At 37.3% G+C, this 16,458-nt stretch carries 13 protein-coding genes; 12 read left to right on the top strand and 1 reads right to left on the bottom strand.

Features of this window, described 5'->3' with window-relative positions; all coding sequences use genetic code 11:
- Positions 1-189 precede the first annotated feature (189 nt).
- The 5 genes from OCV53_RS08005 to OCV53_RS07985 all read left to right on the top strand — a co-directional run bounded on the left by OCV53_RS08005 (position 190) and on the right by OCV53_RS07985 (position 6,585).
- The gene (locus OCV53_RS08005) at positions 190-1,635 is read left to right on the top strand and encodes a 4Fe-4S dicluster domain-containing protein (protein ID WP_055197579.1); all 1,446 of its coding nucleotides are present in this window, start codon (positions 190-192) and stop codon (positions 1,633-1,635) included.
- Positions 1,636-1,861: 226 nt separating this feature from the next.
- Positions 1,862-3,022, top strand: a complete 1,161-nt coding sequence (locus OCV53_RS08000; protein WP_055197577.1) for an FprA family A-type flavoprotein — start codon at positions 1,862-1,864, stop codon at positions 3,020-3,022.
- A gap of 1,078 nt (positions 3,023-4,100) precedes the next feature.
- Entirely contained in the window at positions 4,101-5,027 is a 927-nt protein-coding gene (locus OCV53_RS07995) for a radical SAM protein (RefSeq protein ID WP_055197574.1), read from the top strand.
- Positions 5,028-5,041: 14 nt separating this feature from the next.
- A complete protein-coding gene (locus tag OCV53_RS07990) occupies positions 5,042-5,914 on the top strand; it encodes a pyridoxamine kinase (protein ID WP_055197572.1) in 873 nt (290 codons plus the stop codon).
- A gap of 23 nt (positions 5,915-5,937) precedes the next feature.
- Entirely contained in the window at positions 5,938-6,585 is a 648-nt protein-coding gene (locus OCV53_RS07985; protein WP_055197570.1) for a chloramphenicol acetyltransferase, read from the top strand.
- A 72-nt stretch (positions 6,586-6,657) separates the two neighbouring features.
- Here OCV53_RS07985 and OCV53_RS07980 read toward each other — a convergent pair whose 3' ends face one another.
- A complete protein-coding gene (locus OCV53_RS07980; protein ID WP_022374850.1) occupies positions 6,658-7,233 on the bottom strand; it encodes a TetR/AcrR family transcriptional regulator in 576 nt (191 codons plus the stop codon).
- Between the two features lie 166 nt (positions 7,234-7,399).
- Here OCV53_RS07980 and glgB point away from each other — a divergent pair, with 166 nt between their 5' ends.
- The 7 genes from glgB to OCV53_RS07945 all read left to right on the top strand — a co-directional run bounded on the left by glgB (position 7,400) and on the right by OCV53_RS07945 (position 16,443).
- Positions 7,400-9,202, top strand: a complete 1,803-nt coding sequence (gene glgB / locus OCV53_RS07975) for a 1,4-alpha-glucan branching protein GlgB (RefSeq protein ID WP_055197568.1) — start codon at positions 7,400-7,402, stop codon at positions 9,200-9,202.
- Between the two features lie 257 nt (positions 9,203-9,459).
- Complete coding sequence (trxB, locus tag OCV53_RS07970) at positions 9,460-10,380, top strand: thioredoxin-disulfide reductase (protein WP_055197567.1); 921 nt, start codon at positions 9,460-9,462, stop codon at positions 10,378-10,380.
- A 365-nt stretch (positions 10,381-10,745) separates the two neighbouring features.
- Positions 10,746-11,276, top strand: coding sequence for a ribosome hibernation-promoting factor, HPF/YfiA family (gene hpf / locus OCV53_RS07965; RefSeq protein ID WP_055197565.1), 531 nt, complete (start codon positions 10,746-10,748; stop codon positions 11,274-11,276).
- A gap of 237 nt (positions 11,277-11,513) precedes the next feature.
- On the top strand, positions 11,514-14,084 hold the full coding sequence (gene secA, locus OCV53_RS07960) for a preprotein translocase subunit SecA (protein ID WP_055197563.1): 2,571 nt from the start codon (positions 11,514-11,516) through the stop codon (positions 14,082-14,084).
- Between the two features lie 14 nt (positions 14,085-14,098).
- Complete coding sequence (prfB, locus tag OCV53_RS07955) at positions 14,099-15,220, top strand: peptide chain release factor 2 (protein WP_055197562.1); 1,122 nt, start codon at positions 14,099-14,101, stop codon at positions 15,218-15,220.
- 41 nt (positions 15,221-15,261) lie between these two features.
- A complete protein-coding gene (locus OCV53_RS07950; protein ID WP_055197560.1) occupies positions 15,262-15,897 on the top strand; it encodes a SanA/YdcF family protein in 636 nt (211 codons plus the stop codon).
- Positions 15,898-16,002: 105 nt separating this feature from the next.
- On the top strand, positions 16,003-16,443 hold the full coding sequence (locus OCV53_RS07945) for an ACT domain-containing protein (RefSeq protein WP_022374865.1): 441 nt from the start codon (positions 16,003-16,005) through the stop codon (positions 16,441-16,443).
- Positions 16,444-16,458: the final 15 nt, after the last annotated feature.

The raw sequence follows: 16,458 nt of genomic DNA, 5'->3' as shown, positions 1-16,458 counted from the left end.
CAATGTACGGACAATGTTTCTGATAAGAAATTGTTAATTGTACAATATTAAAAAAATTGCATATTTTTTGTACTTTTCTTTAAGCATTGTAGAGAAAAAAGAAAATATTTGTTATAATGCACATAGATAAAAAAATAACAATATCTAGGGTGTTTTAGTTAAGTGTTTTATAAGGAAGGGTAAACTATTATGTATGATGTAACAAGCATTCAGAATCTGAAAAAAGATGTACTGTATTTAGTAGCAAAGGCATCGTTTGAAGGAACATTAGAAGAAGAACGCGATCACATTCCAGAGAAGATGATCGAAGGACCAGAACCAACATTCCGTTGCTGCATCTACAAAGAGAGAGAAATCGTAAGACAGAGAATCCGTTTAGCAGAGGGAAAAGCTCCAGGAGCAGAAGACGATGGAAATATCGTGCAGGTGATCAAATCTGCATGTGCAGACTGTCCAATCTCAAGCTATGTTGTAACAAACAACTGTCAGAACTGTCTTGGAAAAGACTGTATCAAAGCATGTCGTTTCGGAGCAATCGAACCAGGACATACAAGATCAAGAATCGATTCTCAGAAATGTAAAGAATGTGGTATGTGTGCGAAAGCCTGTCCATACAATGCGATCGCTCATGTATCAAGACCATGTAAAGACAGCTGTCCAGTAGACGCAATTTCTTATGATGAATACGGAGTATCAGTGATCGATGAAGAAAAATGTATCCGTTGCGGACAGTGTGCAGCAAAATGTCCATTCGGTGCGATCGGAACAAAGACATGGATCACAAATGTAATCGCAGACTTAAAAGCAGGTAAGAAAGTCTATGCGATCCTTGCACCAGCAACAGAAGGACAGTTCGGAAAAGACATTACAATGGAAAGCTGGAGACAGGCAGTAAAGAAAGCTGGATTTGAAGATCTTATCGAAGCAGGTTTAGGTGGAGATATGACAACATGCAGCGAAGCAGAAGAATGGTTAGAAGCTTACAGAAATGGTGAGAAGAGAACAACTTCATGTTGCCCAGGATTCGTAAATATGATCCGCAAACATTATCCAGATCTTGCAGATCTTATTTCTACAACAGTATCTCCAATGTGTGCAGTATCAAGAATGATCAAAGCAAAAGATCCAGAAGCTGTCACAGTATTCGTTGGACCATGTGTAGCTAAGAAGTCAGAAGTAGCAGATCAGAAGATCGAAGGAAATGCAGATTACGCATTAAACTACAACGAGATCTTAGCAATCCTGAAAGCAAAAGACGTAGAATTAGAACCAGCAGAGAATACATACCAGGATGCTACAACATTCGGTAAATTCTATGGAAACTCTGGTGGAGTTACAGATTCTGTATTAGAATACATGAAAGAAACAGAACAGAACGAAGATATCAAAGTATGCAAAGCCAACGGAGCAGCAGAATGTAAGAAAGCATTAATGTTCTTACAGAGAGGAAGATTACCAGAAGACTTCATCGAAGGTATGGCATGCGAAGGCGGATGCGTTGGTGGACCAAGCCGTAACGAAGAGATCATCAAAGCACGTAAAGTCAGAGAAAATCTGATCAAATCCGCAGATGATCGTAAGATCACAGACAACTTAAAACGTTATGATATGGACAGCTTCTCAATGCATAGATAATCATGCAGTTAGTAAGTATATGAAGCATTAAAGTAAGATAAATAACATTCTGAGTAGAACATAATTATTTTATGACTCAGAATGTTATTTTGTTTTATGGGAAAGTTTTATAAAATAAGTGTAAATTGTATTAAAAACAGTAACTATTACTACTAGATATTTCCATAAAACTATGTTATAGTAAGAACAGTTAAAATAAAAACAATCTTATTTTGGAGGTAATACAATGAAAGATATTAAAGTTACAGATTCAGTAAAATATATTGGTGTAGATGATCATGATATTGACTTATTTGAGAGCCAGTATGTAGTACCAAACGGTGTTTCTTATAACTCTTATGTAATCTTAGATGAGAAAGTAGTCGTTATGGATACTGTAGATGCACGCAAGACAGATGAATGGCTTGCAAACTTAGAAGAAGCATTAGAGGGAAGAAATGTAGATTACATTGTAGTATCTCATATGGAGCCAGACCATGCAGCAAGCTTACAGGTATTAGCAGAAAAATATCCAGAAGCACAGATTGTTGGTAATGCCAAGACATTTAATATGATCCCTCAGTTCTTCGCATTCGATCTAGAAGGACGTAAAGTGGTAGTAAAAGAAGGAGATACATTATCTCTTGGATCACATACATTACAGTTTGTTATGGCACCAATGGTTCACTGGCCAGAAGTTATGGTAGCTTACGAAACATCAGAGAAGATCTTATTCTCAGCAGATGGATTTGGTAAATTCGGTGCTTTAGATGCAGATGAAGACTGGGCATGTGAAGCAAGACGTTATTACTTTAACATCTGTGGTAAATACGGAGTACAGGTACAGAATCTGTTAAAGAAAGCAGCAGGATTAGATATCGAGATCATTTGTCCATTACACGGACCAATCTTAAAAGAAAACCTTGGATATTATATCGGATTATATGATACATGGAGCAAATACGAACCAGAAGATAAAGGAATTCTGATCGCATACGCATCTATCCATGGAAATACAGCAGCTGCAGCAAAGAAATTAGCAGAGATCTTAGAAGCAAAAGGAGCTCCAAAAGTCGTAGTAGCAGATCTTTCAAGAGATGACATGGCAGAAGTGATCGAAGATGCTTTCCGCTATGACAGACTCGTATTAGCAGCAGCAACATACGATGCAGGAATCTTCCCATGCATGGAAGACTTCTTACATCACTTAAAAGCTAAGAACTATCAGAAACGTAAAGTAGCATTCATGGAAAATGGATCTTGGGCACCAATGGCTGCGAAGATTATGAAGGGTATCGTAGAAGGATTTAAGAATATTGAGATCGTTGATCCTGTTGTTACGATCAAGTCTACGATGAATGATGAGAATGTTAAGACTATGGAAGAATTGGCTGATAACTTACTTTAAATTCTAATTTGTGAGTTGGTTGGCCAACTGTAGATTTCGAGTATATGATAAAAAATAAATAAGCAACCGAACGCGATGCGGTGGAATTTTGCTCATATTTTGAACAAATCGCTGATCCGCCCAATTTCCTACGAAAACTCGCTTTGAAGTTTTGTTTAAGACAAAAATCTTTGAAGCTCAGACATTCGTCCAATTGGGCTGCGAATTTGTTCAAAATATGGCAAAATTCCAATGCATCGTGTTCGGTTGCTTATTTATTTTTTATCATATAGCTGAAGTCTATAGAGTGGACAATTCACAAGATTGGAAAATTTGAGGTGGTGTGTATGGAAAATAATATTGTATGGGGTTTCAATCATTCGCTATCTCCTTCGTTTTATCAAAAATTGACTGTTTTATCAGTAACTTCCGCTGTTCCTTTCATATTTCCCATCTAATTCTTCTTTTCTCAATTCAGCATATATTGTCCCCGAAGCTTCGAAATATACTGCCTGCAGTTTAAAAGTTTCTGGCACAGTTTCATCGAAAGAAGCTGAGGAAGTCTGGTATCCCGCTTCATTCTTGGAACAAGATCCTGATCCCATGGGATGTGCAAGACATATTTGTATAAAAAAGCAAGGTTTGTAGCCAAGATATTTCATAAATAGACTGATAAAAACCTCCATGATGATAACGACATAAAAAAGAAGCTACCAGTCTCATGGAGGTCCTCGTAAGAAAGAAAATCTTTTGTCAGTGAATACAAAAATTATTATCCAATACCGTTTAACATACACATCTCTAGTGGTTTCGATAACTGAAATTATTGAATATTATAAAAAGGGTTATATGTCGGCAGACCGTAGGAACACGTTGGCACTTAATGAGCAGTGATGATTTATCATCGCTGTCGAATTTAGTGTCCACTACGTGTGAGTCGAGCGAGAGCGCGTCACAGACATATAACCCTTTTTATAATATTCCACCAATAACTTCAGCTTATCAAACTACCTACAAATCACAATTTTTATAGACAAATTTTGTATACCTGCCGTATAATAAGAATTATACAAAATTAATAGGAAAAGGAAACATCAACATGAGCGATTTTAAATATGTATTCGGTCCAATTCCATCCAGAAGATTAGGAAGATCTTTAGGGATCAGTCCATTGCCTAAAAAGACTTGCAACTATTCTTGTATCTACTGTCAGTTAGGAAGAACCGATAAAATGACAAATAAACGTCAGGAATTTTATAAAACAGAAGATATCATTGCAGAATTTAAACAATATCTGAAAGACTCTGATAAATTCGATATCGTAACCGTGGTTGGAGAAGGAGAGCCTACGTTAGCATCGAATCTTGGTGAATTAGTAGATGCATTAAAAGCATTAACAGACAAGCCTGTTGCAGTGATCACAAATGGTGCATTACTTTCTGATCAACAGGTCAGAGAAGAATTGTGTCATGCCGATATGGTATTGCCATCCTTAGATGCTTATGATCAGAAAATTTCCAAGAAGATCGACCGTCCTTATGGAACGATTAAATTTGAAGAAGAATTTGATGGTCTTAAAAAGTTCACTCACATGTATGAGGGAGAACTTTGGTTAGAAATCATGTTAGTTGACGGAATTAATGATGATGAGCATTCTATTCTTGAATTTAAAAAGTTATTAAAAGAATTAAAATATGACAGATTATACCTAAACACACCAGTTCGTCCGCCAGCAGAAGCAGATGTGAATGTTGTATCAGAAGAACGTATGCGATATGCAGTTGAGACGCTTGGTGGTATTTCTATCGAGATGATGAGTTCAGGTGCATTTTTTAGTGAGATTGAAGATGACTATGAAGCGGTCAAATCGATTATCGGAAGACATCCAATGAATCAGTTTGAAGTAAGAGGATTCTTAGAAAGCAGAGATGTCAAAGATCCAGAAGCAATGATGGAGCAGATGAAACAAGATGAAGAAATCAATGTGATCGATTATAAAGGAATCTTGACATTCCGCTTAAAATAGTAAGGAGAAATAATATGAAACACAGTGTAAAAAGAGTGGCAGCGATCCACGATCTTTCAGGATTCGGAAGAGCCTCACTGACAGCGATCATACCAATCCTTTCATCCATGGGAATTCAGGTTTGTCCATTGCCAACAGCAATCCTGTCTAATCATACTGGTGGATTTGATACTTTTAGTTTTGTAGATTTTACAGATCATATGCAGGACTATATCGATCACTGGAAAGAATTAAAGATTGATTTTGACTGCATTTATTCTGGATTTTTAGGGTCTGAACGTCAGATTGAGATTGTTTCTGGATTTATTGATGATTTTGGAACGAAAGATAACATGGTCGTGATCGATCCAGTACTTGGAGATAATGGAAATTTATATTCAACGATGGATCAGGGATTGGTTGAAGGAATGAAACATCTGGTGACAAAAGCAGATATCATTACACCAAACTTTACTGAAGTAAGCCTTCTGTTAGGAGAAGAATATAAACAGACAACGACCGATGAAGAGATCAAAGAATGGGTAAAACGCCTGTCAGATATGGGACCAGATATTGTGGTTGTGACAAGTGTTCCAGATAAAGAAAAAGATAAAGATTCTAATGTAATCGCCTATGATAGAAGTTGTAATACATACTGGAAGATTAAATGTCGCTATATCCCAACATTCTATCCGGGAACAGGGGATGCTTATACTTCTGTTATGATCGGAAGTCTGTTAGACGGAGACAGTCTGCCAATTGCATTGGATAAGGGTGTACAGTTTATCACACAGGCAATTAAAGCAAGTTATGGATTTGATTATCCAAACAGAGAAGGAGTATTGCTTGAGAGAGTACTGGAAGTGCTGAAAATGCCAGTAGTTTTGGGCGGATATGAGATGATCTAGAAAACAGACAGGAGGTGTCTGATATGTTTCATTTACTAGATTCAGATAAATGGGAACGACAGAAACATTTTGAATATTATATGCAGATGATACCATGCGGTTATACCGTCACAGTACGTTTAGATGTGGAAAATCTGTACCAGCAGGTCAAAAAATGTGGATTAAAGTTTTATCCATCATTTATTTACTGCGCAGGGAAAGTCATTAACGAGAAAAAAGAATTTAAGATGGGAGTCGATCAGGAAGGAAGACCTGGCTATTTTGATGTGATGCATCCAAACTTTACGATCTTTCACAAAGACGACCATACATTTTCAGACATCTGGTCTTATTATGATGACGACTTTCAGATATGTTATCAAAATATCATAAATGATATGGAAACTTACAAAGATGTCAAAGGACCAAAAGGAAAAGAAGGGCAGCCACCAAACTTCTTCTGTATTTCCTGTGTGCCATGGATGGATTTTACAGGATACAGCACATGGGTACCAACCGGAAGACCAAATCTATTTCCAATTATTACATTTGGAAAATATGTGGAAGAAGATGGAAGAAGAAAATTATCTGCTGCCTTGACGATATCCCATGCATCGGCAGATGGATATCATGCTAGTATGTTTTTTGAAAGATTGCAGGAAGTATTGAATGAGTTTGTAATTCATTTTTAAGTGAAAAAATTGATGATTATAACAGCAGTATGTATTATGAAAAAAATAGCTTTTAAGAATAAAAAGATAAAATTATTTCCCTTGCAAAAATCCTACCGAAGTAGAAGCAGACAATTTCTCCAACATCAAAGATACTTCCTCTTCAGACTCCTGAAAACCACCCGTGATCCACTGCCGGATCACAGCCATACAGCCACTCACAATATAAATATGCAAAGAAGATAAAGTCTCTGCATCATAATCCGGTCTTCGGCTCTGCCACATCGGCATTGTCCAGCGCTGTGTGGCAAACAGAAGTTTATTCTGAAATCCAGGATCACCATGATCTGAAAACAGAAGCCTTACTAACTGCTTATGCTCGCTGATATAAAAGATAATCGAATTCATCAGCTGAGAAATCGAATTTTCCTTTTCAAACTGGATCATATCTTCTTCCAGCGTATTCAAAATCTCATCCTCAATGGATTCCAAAAGATCCATCGGACTGGAATAATAAGTATAAAATGTACTGCGGTTAATATCTGATTTCTCACACAGAAGGGAAACGGATATTTTCTGTATTGGCTGCTCTTTTAATAAATAAAGCAAGCTCTCCCTGAGCACACGTTTCGTCTTTAAAATACGACGATCAGTTTTCTTCTCTACCATATCAAAAACTCCTTTAAAATCATATAAAAAGATAATCTACAAAACAATAAAAAATGTTTGATACCCGCCAAAAACTCTATTTTTGTGGTTGTTCTATATACATATATTTATTATAATATACATATGAATGAAAAACAACAGTTGTAGGATAAAAGGAGGCACAGACATGAACCGGCAAGATTTTTATGATGGAAAATTATTTGACGCATATCGTTATATGGGTGCACATAAAGACGGTGACAAGATCCGTTTTGTAACCTATGCACCAAGAGCCTCCAGGATATCGATCATTGGAGAATTTAATGACTGGAATGAAGAATTTATGGAACAGGACGCACAAAGCGGTTTCTTTTTATTCTACTCAGACAAAGCCAAGGAAGGCCAGATGTACAAATACTGCATCTACGGACCTGATGGAAATAGGCAGGAACATTGTGATCCTTATGGATTTGAGATGGAATTAAGACCAGGAGCATGTTCTATTATTCGTGACATTACGACATATCAGTTTCATGATGATTCATGGATGCAGATGAGAAGTGTTGGCATGGAAGATGCTGTCAATGTCTATGAGATGCATATGGGATCGTGGCGAATGAACGAAAAGGATGAAAATGGCTGGTATCAGTATGACGAGATTGCCGAGATGCTTGTGCCTTATTTAAAGAAGAATAACTATACCCATGTAGAATTAATGCCGTTATCTGAACATCCATTTGACGGATCATGGGGATATCAGAATACTGGATTTTTCGCACCGACCAAGCGTTATGGAACCCCGGATAAATTAATGAAATTTGTTGATATGATGCATCAGGCGGGAATTGGAGTCATCATGGATTTTGTACCAGTTCATTTTGCAGTGGATGGATACGGATTGAAATTATATGATGGAACACCGCTATATGAATATGATAATAAAGACACTGGGGAGAGTGAATGGGGAAGCTGCAACTTTATTCATTCCAGAAGAGAAGTCCAGTGTTTCTTACAATCAGCTGCTAACTACTGGCTGGAAGAATATCATTTTGATGGAATCCGTATGGACGCAGTGAGCCGTCTGATCTACTGGCAGGGAGATGAAAACAGAGGAGTCAATGACACAGCAATTGACTTTCTAAAAGCATTGAATTTAGGTTTAAAACAACGCCATCCAACAGCTATGCTGATCGCAGAAGATTCTACCTCATATCCCGGAGTGACAGAACCTGTATGGAAAGGTGGTTTAGGATTCGATTACAAATGGGATTTAGGATGGATGCACGATACCTTGGAATATTTCCAGACCGGGCCAGAATACCGAAGCCGTGATTATCATAAGCTGACATTTTCCATGGTATATTTCTGGAATGAACGTTATATGCTGGAATACTGCCATGATGAAGTTGTCCATGGTAAGGCAACGATCTTACAGAAAATGTACGGAGATTACGAAGACAAATTTCCACAGGCAAGGGCAATGTATATGTATATGATGATCCATCCCGGCAAGAAATTAAACTTCATGGGAAATGAATTTGGTCAGTTAAGGGAATGGAGCGAGGCAAAGGAACAGGACTGGATAATCTTAAAATATCCGATCCATGATGCTTTCCATAAATATATGATCAAATTAAATGACATTTATAAGAAAGAAAAAGCATTCCATTACGACTACCATAAGGAAAACTTTGAATGGCTTGACTGTCATCAGGAAGAGAGATGTATCTATGCGATCGGAAGAAAGACAGCTGACCATATGATCGTTGGAATCTTTAATTTCTCTGACAAAGAACAGGAAGATTATAAATTAATACTTGAAGGCCATTATACAAGAAGAACCTTGTTACATACTGAATGGGAACAGTATGGTGGAACGATGAAGAAACGCAAAGAAAATATCCATTTAAAGAAAAAAGGCAAGAACAGTGAATTGACGATCACACTTCCAAGATACAGTGGAGTTTTATTAAAACTAACATACAAATAAGAAAGATAAAAATAAATACAAAGGGGAGAAACAGCAAGAGTTTTTTATGGATGGAGCACTCAACATCATTTATTGAGATACAAAATATAATATAGACTTCCTATATACAGCCTTTGTTCTGCAGGAGAAGAAGATCATGGAAGATTATGTAAATAATCATTCGGAATGCAGAAGAAGGGATTTTTTGCAGAGCATATGCAGATACTTTTTACATCTGCATGCCAGCGAGTAGGAAATTTTATAAGGAGATGAAAATTATGAAAATATACGATTTAGTGATCATAGGTTCTGGACCAGCCGGAATGTCAGCAGCAATCTACGCACAGAGAGCTATGCTTGATTTTATTGTGATCGAGAAAGAATATATGCCAGGAGGTCAGGTTGTACAGACGTATGAAGTCGACAACTATCCAGGAATTCCAAAGACTAATGGAATGGATCTTGGAATGAAATTTTCGGAACATGCCAAAGAACTGGGAGTCGAAAGCATTACAGCGGAAGTAAAAGAAATTAATGCAGACAATGAGATCAAAGAGATTATCTTGAAAAATGGTGATATTCTTAAAACAAAGACGATCATCCTTGCAACCGGAGCAGTCCATCAGACGTTAGGAGTTGAAGGCGAAGAAAAACTAAAAGGAATGGGAGTATCCTACTGTGCAACATGTGATGGAGCATTTTTCAGAAATAAGGTCACAGCAGTTGTTGGTGGTGGAAATGTTGCATTAGAAGATGCATTATTTCTAAGCCGTATGTGTGAAAAGGTTTACCTGATCCATCGAAGAGATGAATTTCGAGGTGCAAAGATCCTTCAGGATGAAGTAAAGAAGAACGATAAGATTGAAATTTTATGGAATACGATCGTGACAAAAATCGAGGGTGATGAGGTTGTTCAAAGTATACAACTACAAGATGTAGATAACCATGTGGATAAGTCACTAGATGTTGATGGAATCTTTATCGCAGTTGGGACAAAACCAGCTTCCAAACTTTTATCTGGAAAGTTATCAACAGATGAAAAAGGATATATTATTGCAGGAGAAGACGGTGTTACAAATATTCCGGGAATCTTCGTAGCAGGGGATGGAAGAAGCAAAAATCTGCGACAGGTAGTGACTGCAGTGTCCGACGGGGCAAATTGCGTGTACTCTGTCGAGCGATATCTCCAGAATTCCTAATTTTCAGACAATTTAAGCCATTTTTTAATAGTGACTCATAAATTAAAAATCAACCGCTTTTTGACGATTTGTGCTAGTTGTATAACAAAAAGCAGGTTGATTTTTTTATGGAAAAATTACACACATATTGCTAACAAAATACCCACAAAGTTATCAACATACAGAAATGGCATATTTTAGCCAAAAATAAGTTACCCACAGAGTTATCCACATTGTCCACATCCATAATTCGACAAAATTAAATTGTGGATAACTCGAAAAAGAAACATATGTTTTGTTCACTATTTATAAAAAGATTTTGTTTTCTTAAGAAGAATTATATGTTATAATGAATGCATACAAAAAAGGTAAAGGAGATGGGAGCCATGAAATTCATTATTAGTGGAAAGAACATTGAAGTTACAGAAAGTATCAAAGCAGCAATCGAAGAGAAACTCGGACGTCTCGACAAATATCTTGTAGATGATACAGTCGTAAACGTAACGTTAAGTGTTCAGAAGGGAAGACAGAAGATAGAAGTTACCATTCCTATGAAAGGGCACATTATCCGTGCTGAAGAAGGCAGTGAAGACATGTATGTATCTATTGATCTGGTTGTTGATGTCATTGAACGCCAGATTCGCAGATATAAAACAAGACTTATGAATCAGAAACATGATGGAACAAGCTTCAAACAGGAATTTATGGAGCAAGAAGATGAAGTGGAAGATGATGAGATCAGAATCATCCGAAGCAAGAAGTTCGCCATCAAACCAATGGATGTAGAAGAAGCTTGTGTACAGATGGAATTATTAGGACATGATTTCTTTGTATTCCGCAATGCTGATACATTTGAAGTCAATGTTGTATATAAGAGAAAAGGAAATACATACGGACTGATCGAACCTGAATTTTAGAAGATCGGAAGATAGAGGAGATCCTTAATGATAAGGATCTCCTTTTTCATGCATAAAATTATAAAAAGTTTATATTTTATTGATAATTTTTACAATTAGTTAACTTGCACCTTATAATGTTAAGTGTTACAATAACAAAGATTATATAATTGATATAAGTCTACCCTGATGTCATCGAAGACAGGCAGAAGAATCGGGGATATAGTAAATGTAAAAAGAAACTTAGGAGATTAATTTATGGGTTTATTTGATAAAGTATTTGGTTCTCACAGTGATAAAGAACTGAAACGAATCAGCAAGACAGTTGATAAGATCGAGGCACTGGATGCATCCATGCAGCAGCTATCTGATGAAGAATTAAGACATAAGACCGTTGAATTTAAAGAAAGACTTGCAAATGGAGAGACATTAGACGATCTGTTACCAGAAGCATACGCAACAGTAAGAGAAGCCAGTAGCCGTGCGATCGGATTAAAACATTATCGTGTTCAGCTGATCGGTGGTATCATCCTGCATCAGGGACGTATCGCTGAGATGAGAACTGGTGAAGGTAAAACTTTAGTGTCTACTTTACCTGCATATTTAAATGCATTAGAAGGAAAAGGTGTTCACATTGTAACAGTCAACGATTATCTGGCTACCCGTGATGCGGAGTGGATGGGAAAAGTTCATAACTTCCTTGGATTAACCGTTGGTGTCGTTACAAATGATATGGAGAACGATGAACGTCGTGAAGCTTATAACTGTGATATTACTTATATTACAAACAATGAATTAGGATTTGACTACTTAAGAGATAACATGGTCATCGAGAAAGAAGATCTGGTACAGAGAGATCTTCATTATGCGATTGTCGATGAGGTCGATTCCGTATTGATCGATGAGGCGAGAACACCACTGATCATTTCCGGTGAGAGTGGAAAGTCTACAGAATTATACCGTGCATGTGATATCTTAGCACGCCAGATGGAACGAGGAAGTTCTGACGGTGAGTTATCTAAGATGGATATTTTAATGAATGAGGATATCGAAGAAGACGGAGATTTCCTTGTCAATGAAAAAGACAAACAGATCATGCTGACTGCAGAAGGTGTGAAGAAAGTTGAGAAATTCTTCCATATTGAGAATCTTGCAGATCCAGAAAATCTTGCGATCCAGCATAATATCATCTTAGCACTTCGTGCACATAACTTAATGTTTAAAGACAAAGACTATGTCGTAAAAGATGATGAAGTACTGATCGTCGATGAATTTACAGGACGTATCATGCCAGGTAGACGTTATTCAGACGGCCTGCATCAGGCAATCGAAGCGAAGGAAAATGTAAAAGTTAAGAGAGAATCCAAGACTCTTGCAACGATCACATTCCAGAACTTCTTCAATAAATATGATAAGAAAGCAGGTATGACAGGTACTGCGCTTACAGAAGAACAGGAATTCCGTGAAATTTACGGAATGGACGTTGTTGTAATTCCAACAAACAAACCTGTCCAGAGAATCGATCATGACGATGCGATCTATAAGACAAAACGTGAGAAGATGAATGCTGTTGTCGAAGACATCATCAAATCACATGAAAAAGGACAGCCAGTCTTAGTTGGTACGATCACAATTGAGATGTCCGAAGAATTAAGCGCAATGCTTAAGAAACGTGGCATCAAACATAACGTATTGAATGCGAAATTCCATGAAAAAGAAGCAGAGATCATTTCTCATGCAGGTGAGATCGGTGCTGTAACGATCGCTACAAACATGGCTGGTCGTGGTACTGACATCGTGCTTGAAGATGGAGTTGCTGAACTTGGTGGATTAAAGATCATTGGTACAGAACGTCATGAATCCAGACGTATCGATAATCAGTTGCGTGGTCGTGCCGGACGTCAGGGAGATCCAGGTGAATCTAAGTTCTATTTATCTCTGGAAGATGATCTGATGAGATTATTTGGATCTGAAAGAATGATCAGCATATACAATGCACTAGGAATTCCAGAAGGAGAAGAAATCCAGCATAAGACGATCAGCAAGACAATTGAAAAAGCACAGAAGAAGATCGAGAATAACAACTTCGGTATTCGTAAGAATCTGTTAGACTATGATAGAGTTAATAATGAACAGAGAGAAGTCATGTACAAAGAACGTCGTCGTGTTCTTGATGGAGATGACATGAAAGAATCTGTTTTAAATATGATGAAAGAAACAGTTGCAAACCATGTATATCAGGTGATCAGTGATGAACTTCCACCAGAAGAATGGGATCTTGCAGCACTGAATGCAGAGTTGCTTCCAATTGTTCCTTTAAATAAGATCGTATTAACAGATGCAGAGAAATCTTCTGGAAGAGTTGATGATCTAGTAGCAAGATTACAGGAAGAAACTGTTGCATTATATGAACAGAAAGAAAAAGAATTTGAAGATTTCGATCTTCGTGAGATTGAGCGTATCATCTTACTGAAAGTTATCGACCGCAAGTGGATGGATCATATCGATGATATGGATCAGTTACGTGAAGGAATCGGACTTCAGGCATATGGACAGAGAGACCCAGTTGTTGAATACCGTATGGCTGGATTTGAGATGTTCAATGAGATGACAAAGGCAATTCAGGAAGAAACAACAGGTGCATTGTTCCATGTACAGGTTGAGCAGAAGATTGAGAAAGAAGAAGCTCCAAAGATCACAGGAACAAACAAAGATGCTGAAGTTGAGAAGAAGCCTTATGTTAGAAAAGGAGCTAAAATCGGCAGAAATGATCCTTGCCCATGTGGAAGTGGTAAGAAATATAAGAACTGCTGCGGAAGAAATAAATAAGGAGTTGTTTGTAAATGATTGAAGCAGAACAATTACAATATAAATTAAACTCTTTTCAGGAACCACTAGAAGATCTTAGTGGTTCCCTTGCGTTAGAAGCAAAAAAAGAGAGAATCGATCAGTTAGAACTGAATATGGAAGAACCAGGATTCTGGGATAATGTCGAGGAATCCCAGAATGTTATGAAAGAAGTCAAAAGCTTAAAAAGTGTTGTGGAAGAATATGATGATCTGAAAACAAAATATGAAGATATCGAGACATTGATCGATATGGCACAGGAAGATGAGGATACAGATCTGATCGAAGAAGCAACGGCATTGATGGATGAATTTGAGACAAAATATGAAGAATTACGCATTTCAACGCTGTTAACCGGTGAATATGATAAGGACGATGCAATTCTTACGTTACATGCCGGGGCAGGTGGAACAGAATCTTGTGACTGGGCAGGAATGCTTTACCGTATGTTTACAAGATGGGCATACAAGAAAGGTTATGGAACGGAAGTTTTAGACTATCTTGACGGAGATGAAGCAGGAATCAAATCTGTCACAGTGAAGATTTCAGGGATGAATGCTTATGGATATTTGAGATCAGAGAAAGGTGTTCACCGTCTTGTCCGAATTTCGCCATTCAACGCAGCAGGAAAGCGACAAACATCATTTGCATCCTGTGATGTCATGCCAGATATTAAAGATGATATCGAAGTTGAGATTGCAGATGAAGATATCCGAATCGACACATATCGTGCGAGTGGAGCTGGTGGACAGCATATCAATAAGACAGATTCAGCAATCCGTATTACTCATTTACCAACAGGAATCGTTGTACAGTGCCAGAATGAGCGATCACAGCACAAGAACAAAGATCAGGCGATGAAGATGTTAAAGACAAAGTTATATCTGTTAAAACAGCAGCAGCATTTGGAGAAACTATCAGACATCCGTGGAGATGTTGGAGATAACGGATGGGGCAACCAGATCAGATCTTATGTACTGCAGCCATACACCATGGTAAAAGACCACAGAACAAATTTTGAAAGTGGAAATCCGAGTGCAGTATTAGATGGGGATCTGGATGGATTTATGAATGCTTATCTTGCGTGGAACAATAACCGTAAACAAGAAGAAAATTAAATAAAAACCATATAAGATTAAAAAAACAAAAGGGTGAGGATATGGCAGGAAAAATAATGAAAGCAATGATTGCGATGGGAGTATCACTTGGAATCGTAGGTTTACTATTTACGATATATTGCAATGTACAATTAAAGACGGCAAAATGCCAGACATATTCTGTAGATCATACAGAGAAGATCAAAGAAGTGGACTATGTGATCGTGCCAGGGTGTCTTGTATACAAAAGTGGGAAACCATCGTATGCACTAGAAGACCGCTTAAATGGTGCATTAAGATTATATCAGGAAAAGAAAGTACCGAAGATCATCTTATCCGGTGCAGCAAGAGAAAATAAGACAGGAAAAATATTTTTGACAAATCGTAATGTAGCCGAAGAAGATATTTTGATCGATGATGGAGGACTTGATACCTATTCAACGATCTATCGTTGCAAAGAAGCATTTCCAAATAAGAGATTTATTGTATGCACACAGCAAAAATACTTTAAAAGAACGGGTTATCTGATCAGCAAGCTTGGAATGAATGGGTATTGTATGGGTATTGACAAACATCAGTACAAAAAAGAAATTTATGAAAAATTTCGTGATTTTTTTGCATCAGATAAGGCATGGATCGAGTGTAATATCACAAAACCAGAACCAGTGTATTCTTTAGAAAAACTTCCAATTAAGTAATGTATTTATTTTAAAACTCAATTTTCTATTGCATCCTAAAAATATCTGTGGTAGTATTTTGCACAAAGACAACTGTACACCACAGAAGAACAAAAGGAACGAAACATGAAAGAAACAAACTATTATGTAATTAAAAAGAAAGCAGTTCCAGAAGTGTTATTAAAGGTCTTAGAGGTCCAGAAACTGTTAGATTCCAAGAAAGCAGTTTCTGTATTAGAAGCCACAGAGAAGGTTGGAATCAGCAGAAGCTCTTATTACAAGTACAAGGATGATATCTTCCCATTTTATGCTGGTAAGAAAGGCCGAAGTATCACATTTGTGATCGAAGTTGATGACCAGCCGGGCGTTATGGCCTCGATCCTTAACATTTTTGCACTTTATAAGGTAAACATCCTGACAATTCATCAGAGTATCCCGATCAATGGAAAGGGACTTTTAACAGTCAGCGTTGATATCGAAGACAGCCAGACGGATGTCTCGGCAATGATCCAGGATGTTGAGAAGATAGAAGATGTATCTTATGTAAAAGTGATTGCAATGGAATAGATGTATAAATATACA

This window comes from Anaerostipes amylophilus (assembly GCF_025567365.1).
Classification (GTDB): Bacteria; Bacillota; Clostridia; order Lachnospirales; family Lachnospiraceae; genus Anaerostipes; species Anaerostipes amylophilus.
This window is presented reverse-complemented; position numbering and strand designations above follow the sequence as displayed.

Coding starts and splice junctions, on each gene's coding strand:
- prfB (WP_055197562.1), top strand. CDS start 14,099: ATGATTGAAGCAGAACAATTACAATATAAATTAAACTCTTTTCAGGAA.
- trxB (WP_055197567.1), top strand. CDS start 9,460: ATGAAAATATACGATTTAGTGATCATAGGTTCTGGACCAGCCGGAATG.
- OCV53_RS07950 (WP_055197560.1), top strand. CDS start 15,262: ATGGCAGGAAAAATAATGAAAGCAATGATTGCGATGGGAGTATCACTT.
- OCV53_RS07980 (WP_022374850.1), bottom strand. CDS start 7,233: ATGGTAGAGAAGAAAACTGATCGTCGTATTTTAAAGACGAAACGTGTG.
- OCV53_RS08000 (WP_055197577.1), top strand. CDS start 1,862: ATGAAAGATATTAAAGTTACAGATTCAGTAAAATATATTGGTGTAGAT.
- OCV53_RS08005 (WP_055197579.1), top strand. CDS start 190: ATGTATGATGTAACAAGCATTCAGAATCTGAAAAAAGATGTACTGTAT.
- hpf (WP_055197565.1), top strand. CDS start 10,746: ATGAAATTCATTATTAGTGGAAAGAACATTGAAGTTACAGAAAGTATC.
- OCV53_RS07995 (WP_055197574.1), top strand. CDS start 4,101: ATGAGCGATTTTAAATATGTATTCGGTCCAATTCCATCCAGAAGATTA.
- OCV53_RS07990 (WP_055197572.1), top strand. CDS start 5,042: ATGAAACACAGTGTAAAAAGAGTGGCAGCGATCCACGATCTTTCAGGA.
- secA (WP_055197563.1), top strand. CDS start 11,514: ATGGGTTTATTTGATAAAGTATTTGGTTCTCACAGTGATAAAGAACTG.
- glgB (WP_055197568.1), top strand. CDS start 7,400: ATGAACCGGCAAGATTTTTATGATGGAAAATTATTTGACGCATATCGT.
- OCV53_RS07945 (WP_022374865.1), top strand. CDS start 16,003: ATGAAAGAAACAAACTATTATGTAATTAAAAAGAAAGCAGTTCCAGAA.
- OCV53_RS07985 (WP_055197570.1), top strand. CDS start 5,938: ATGTTTCATTTACTAGATTCAGATAAATGGGAACGACAGAAACATTTT.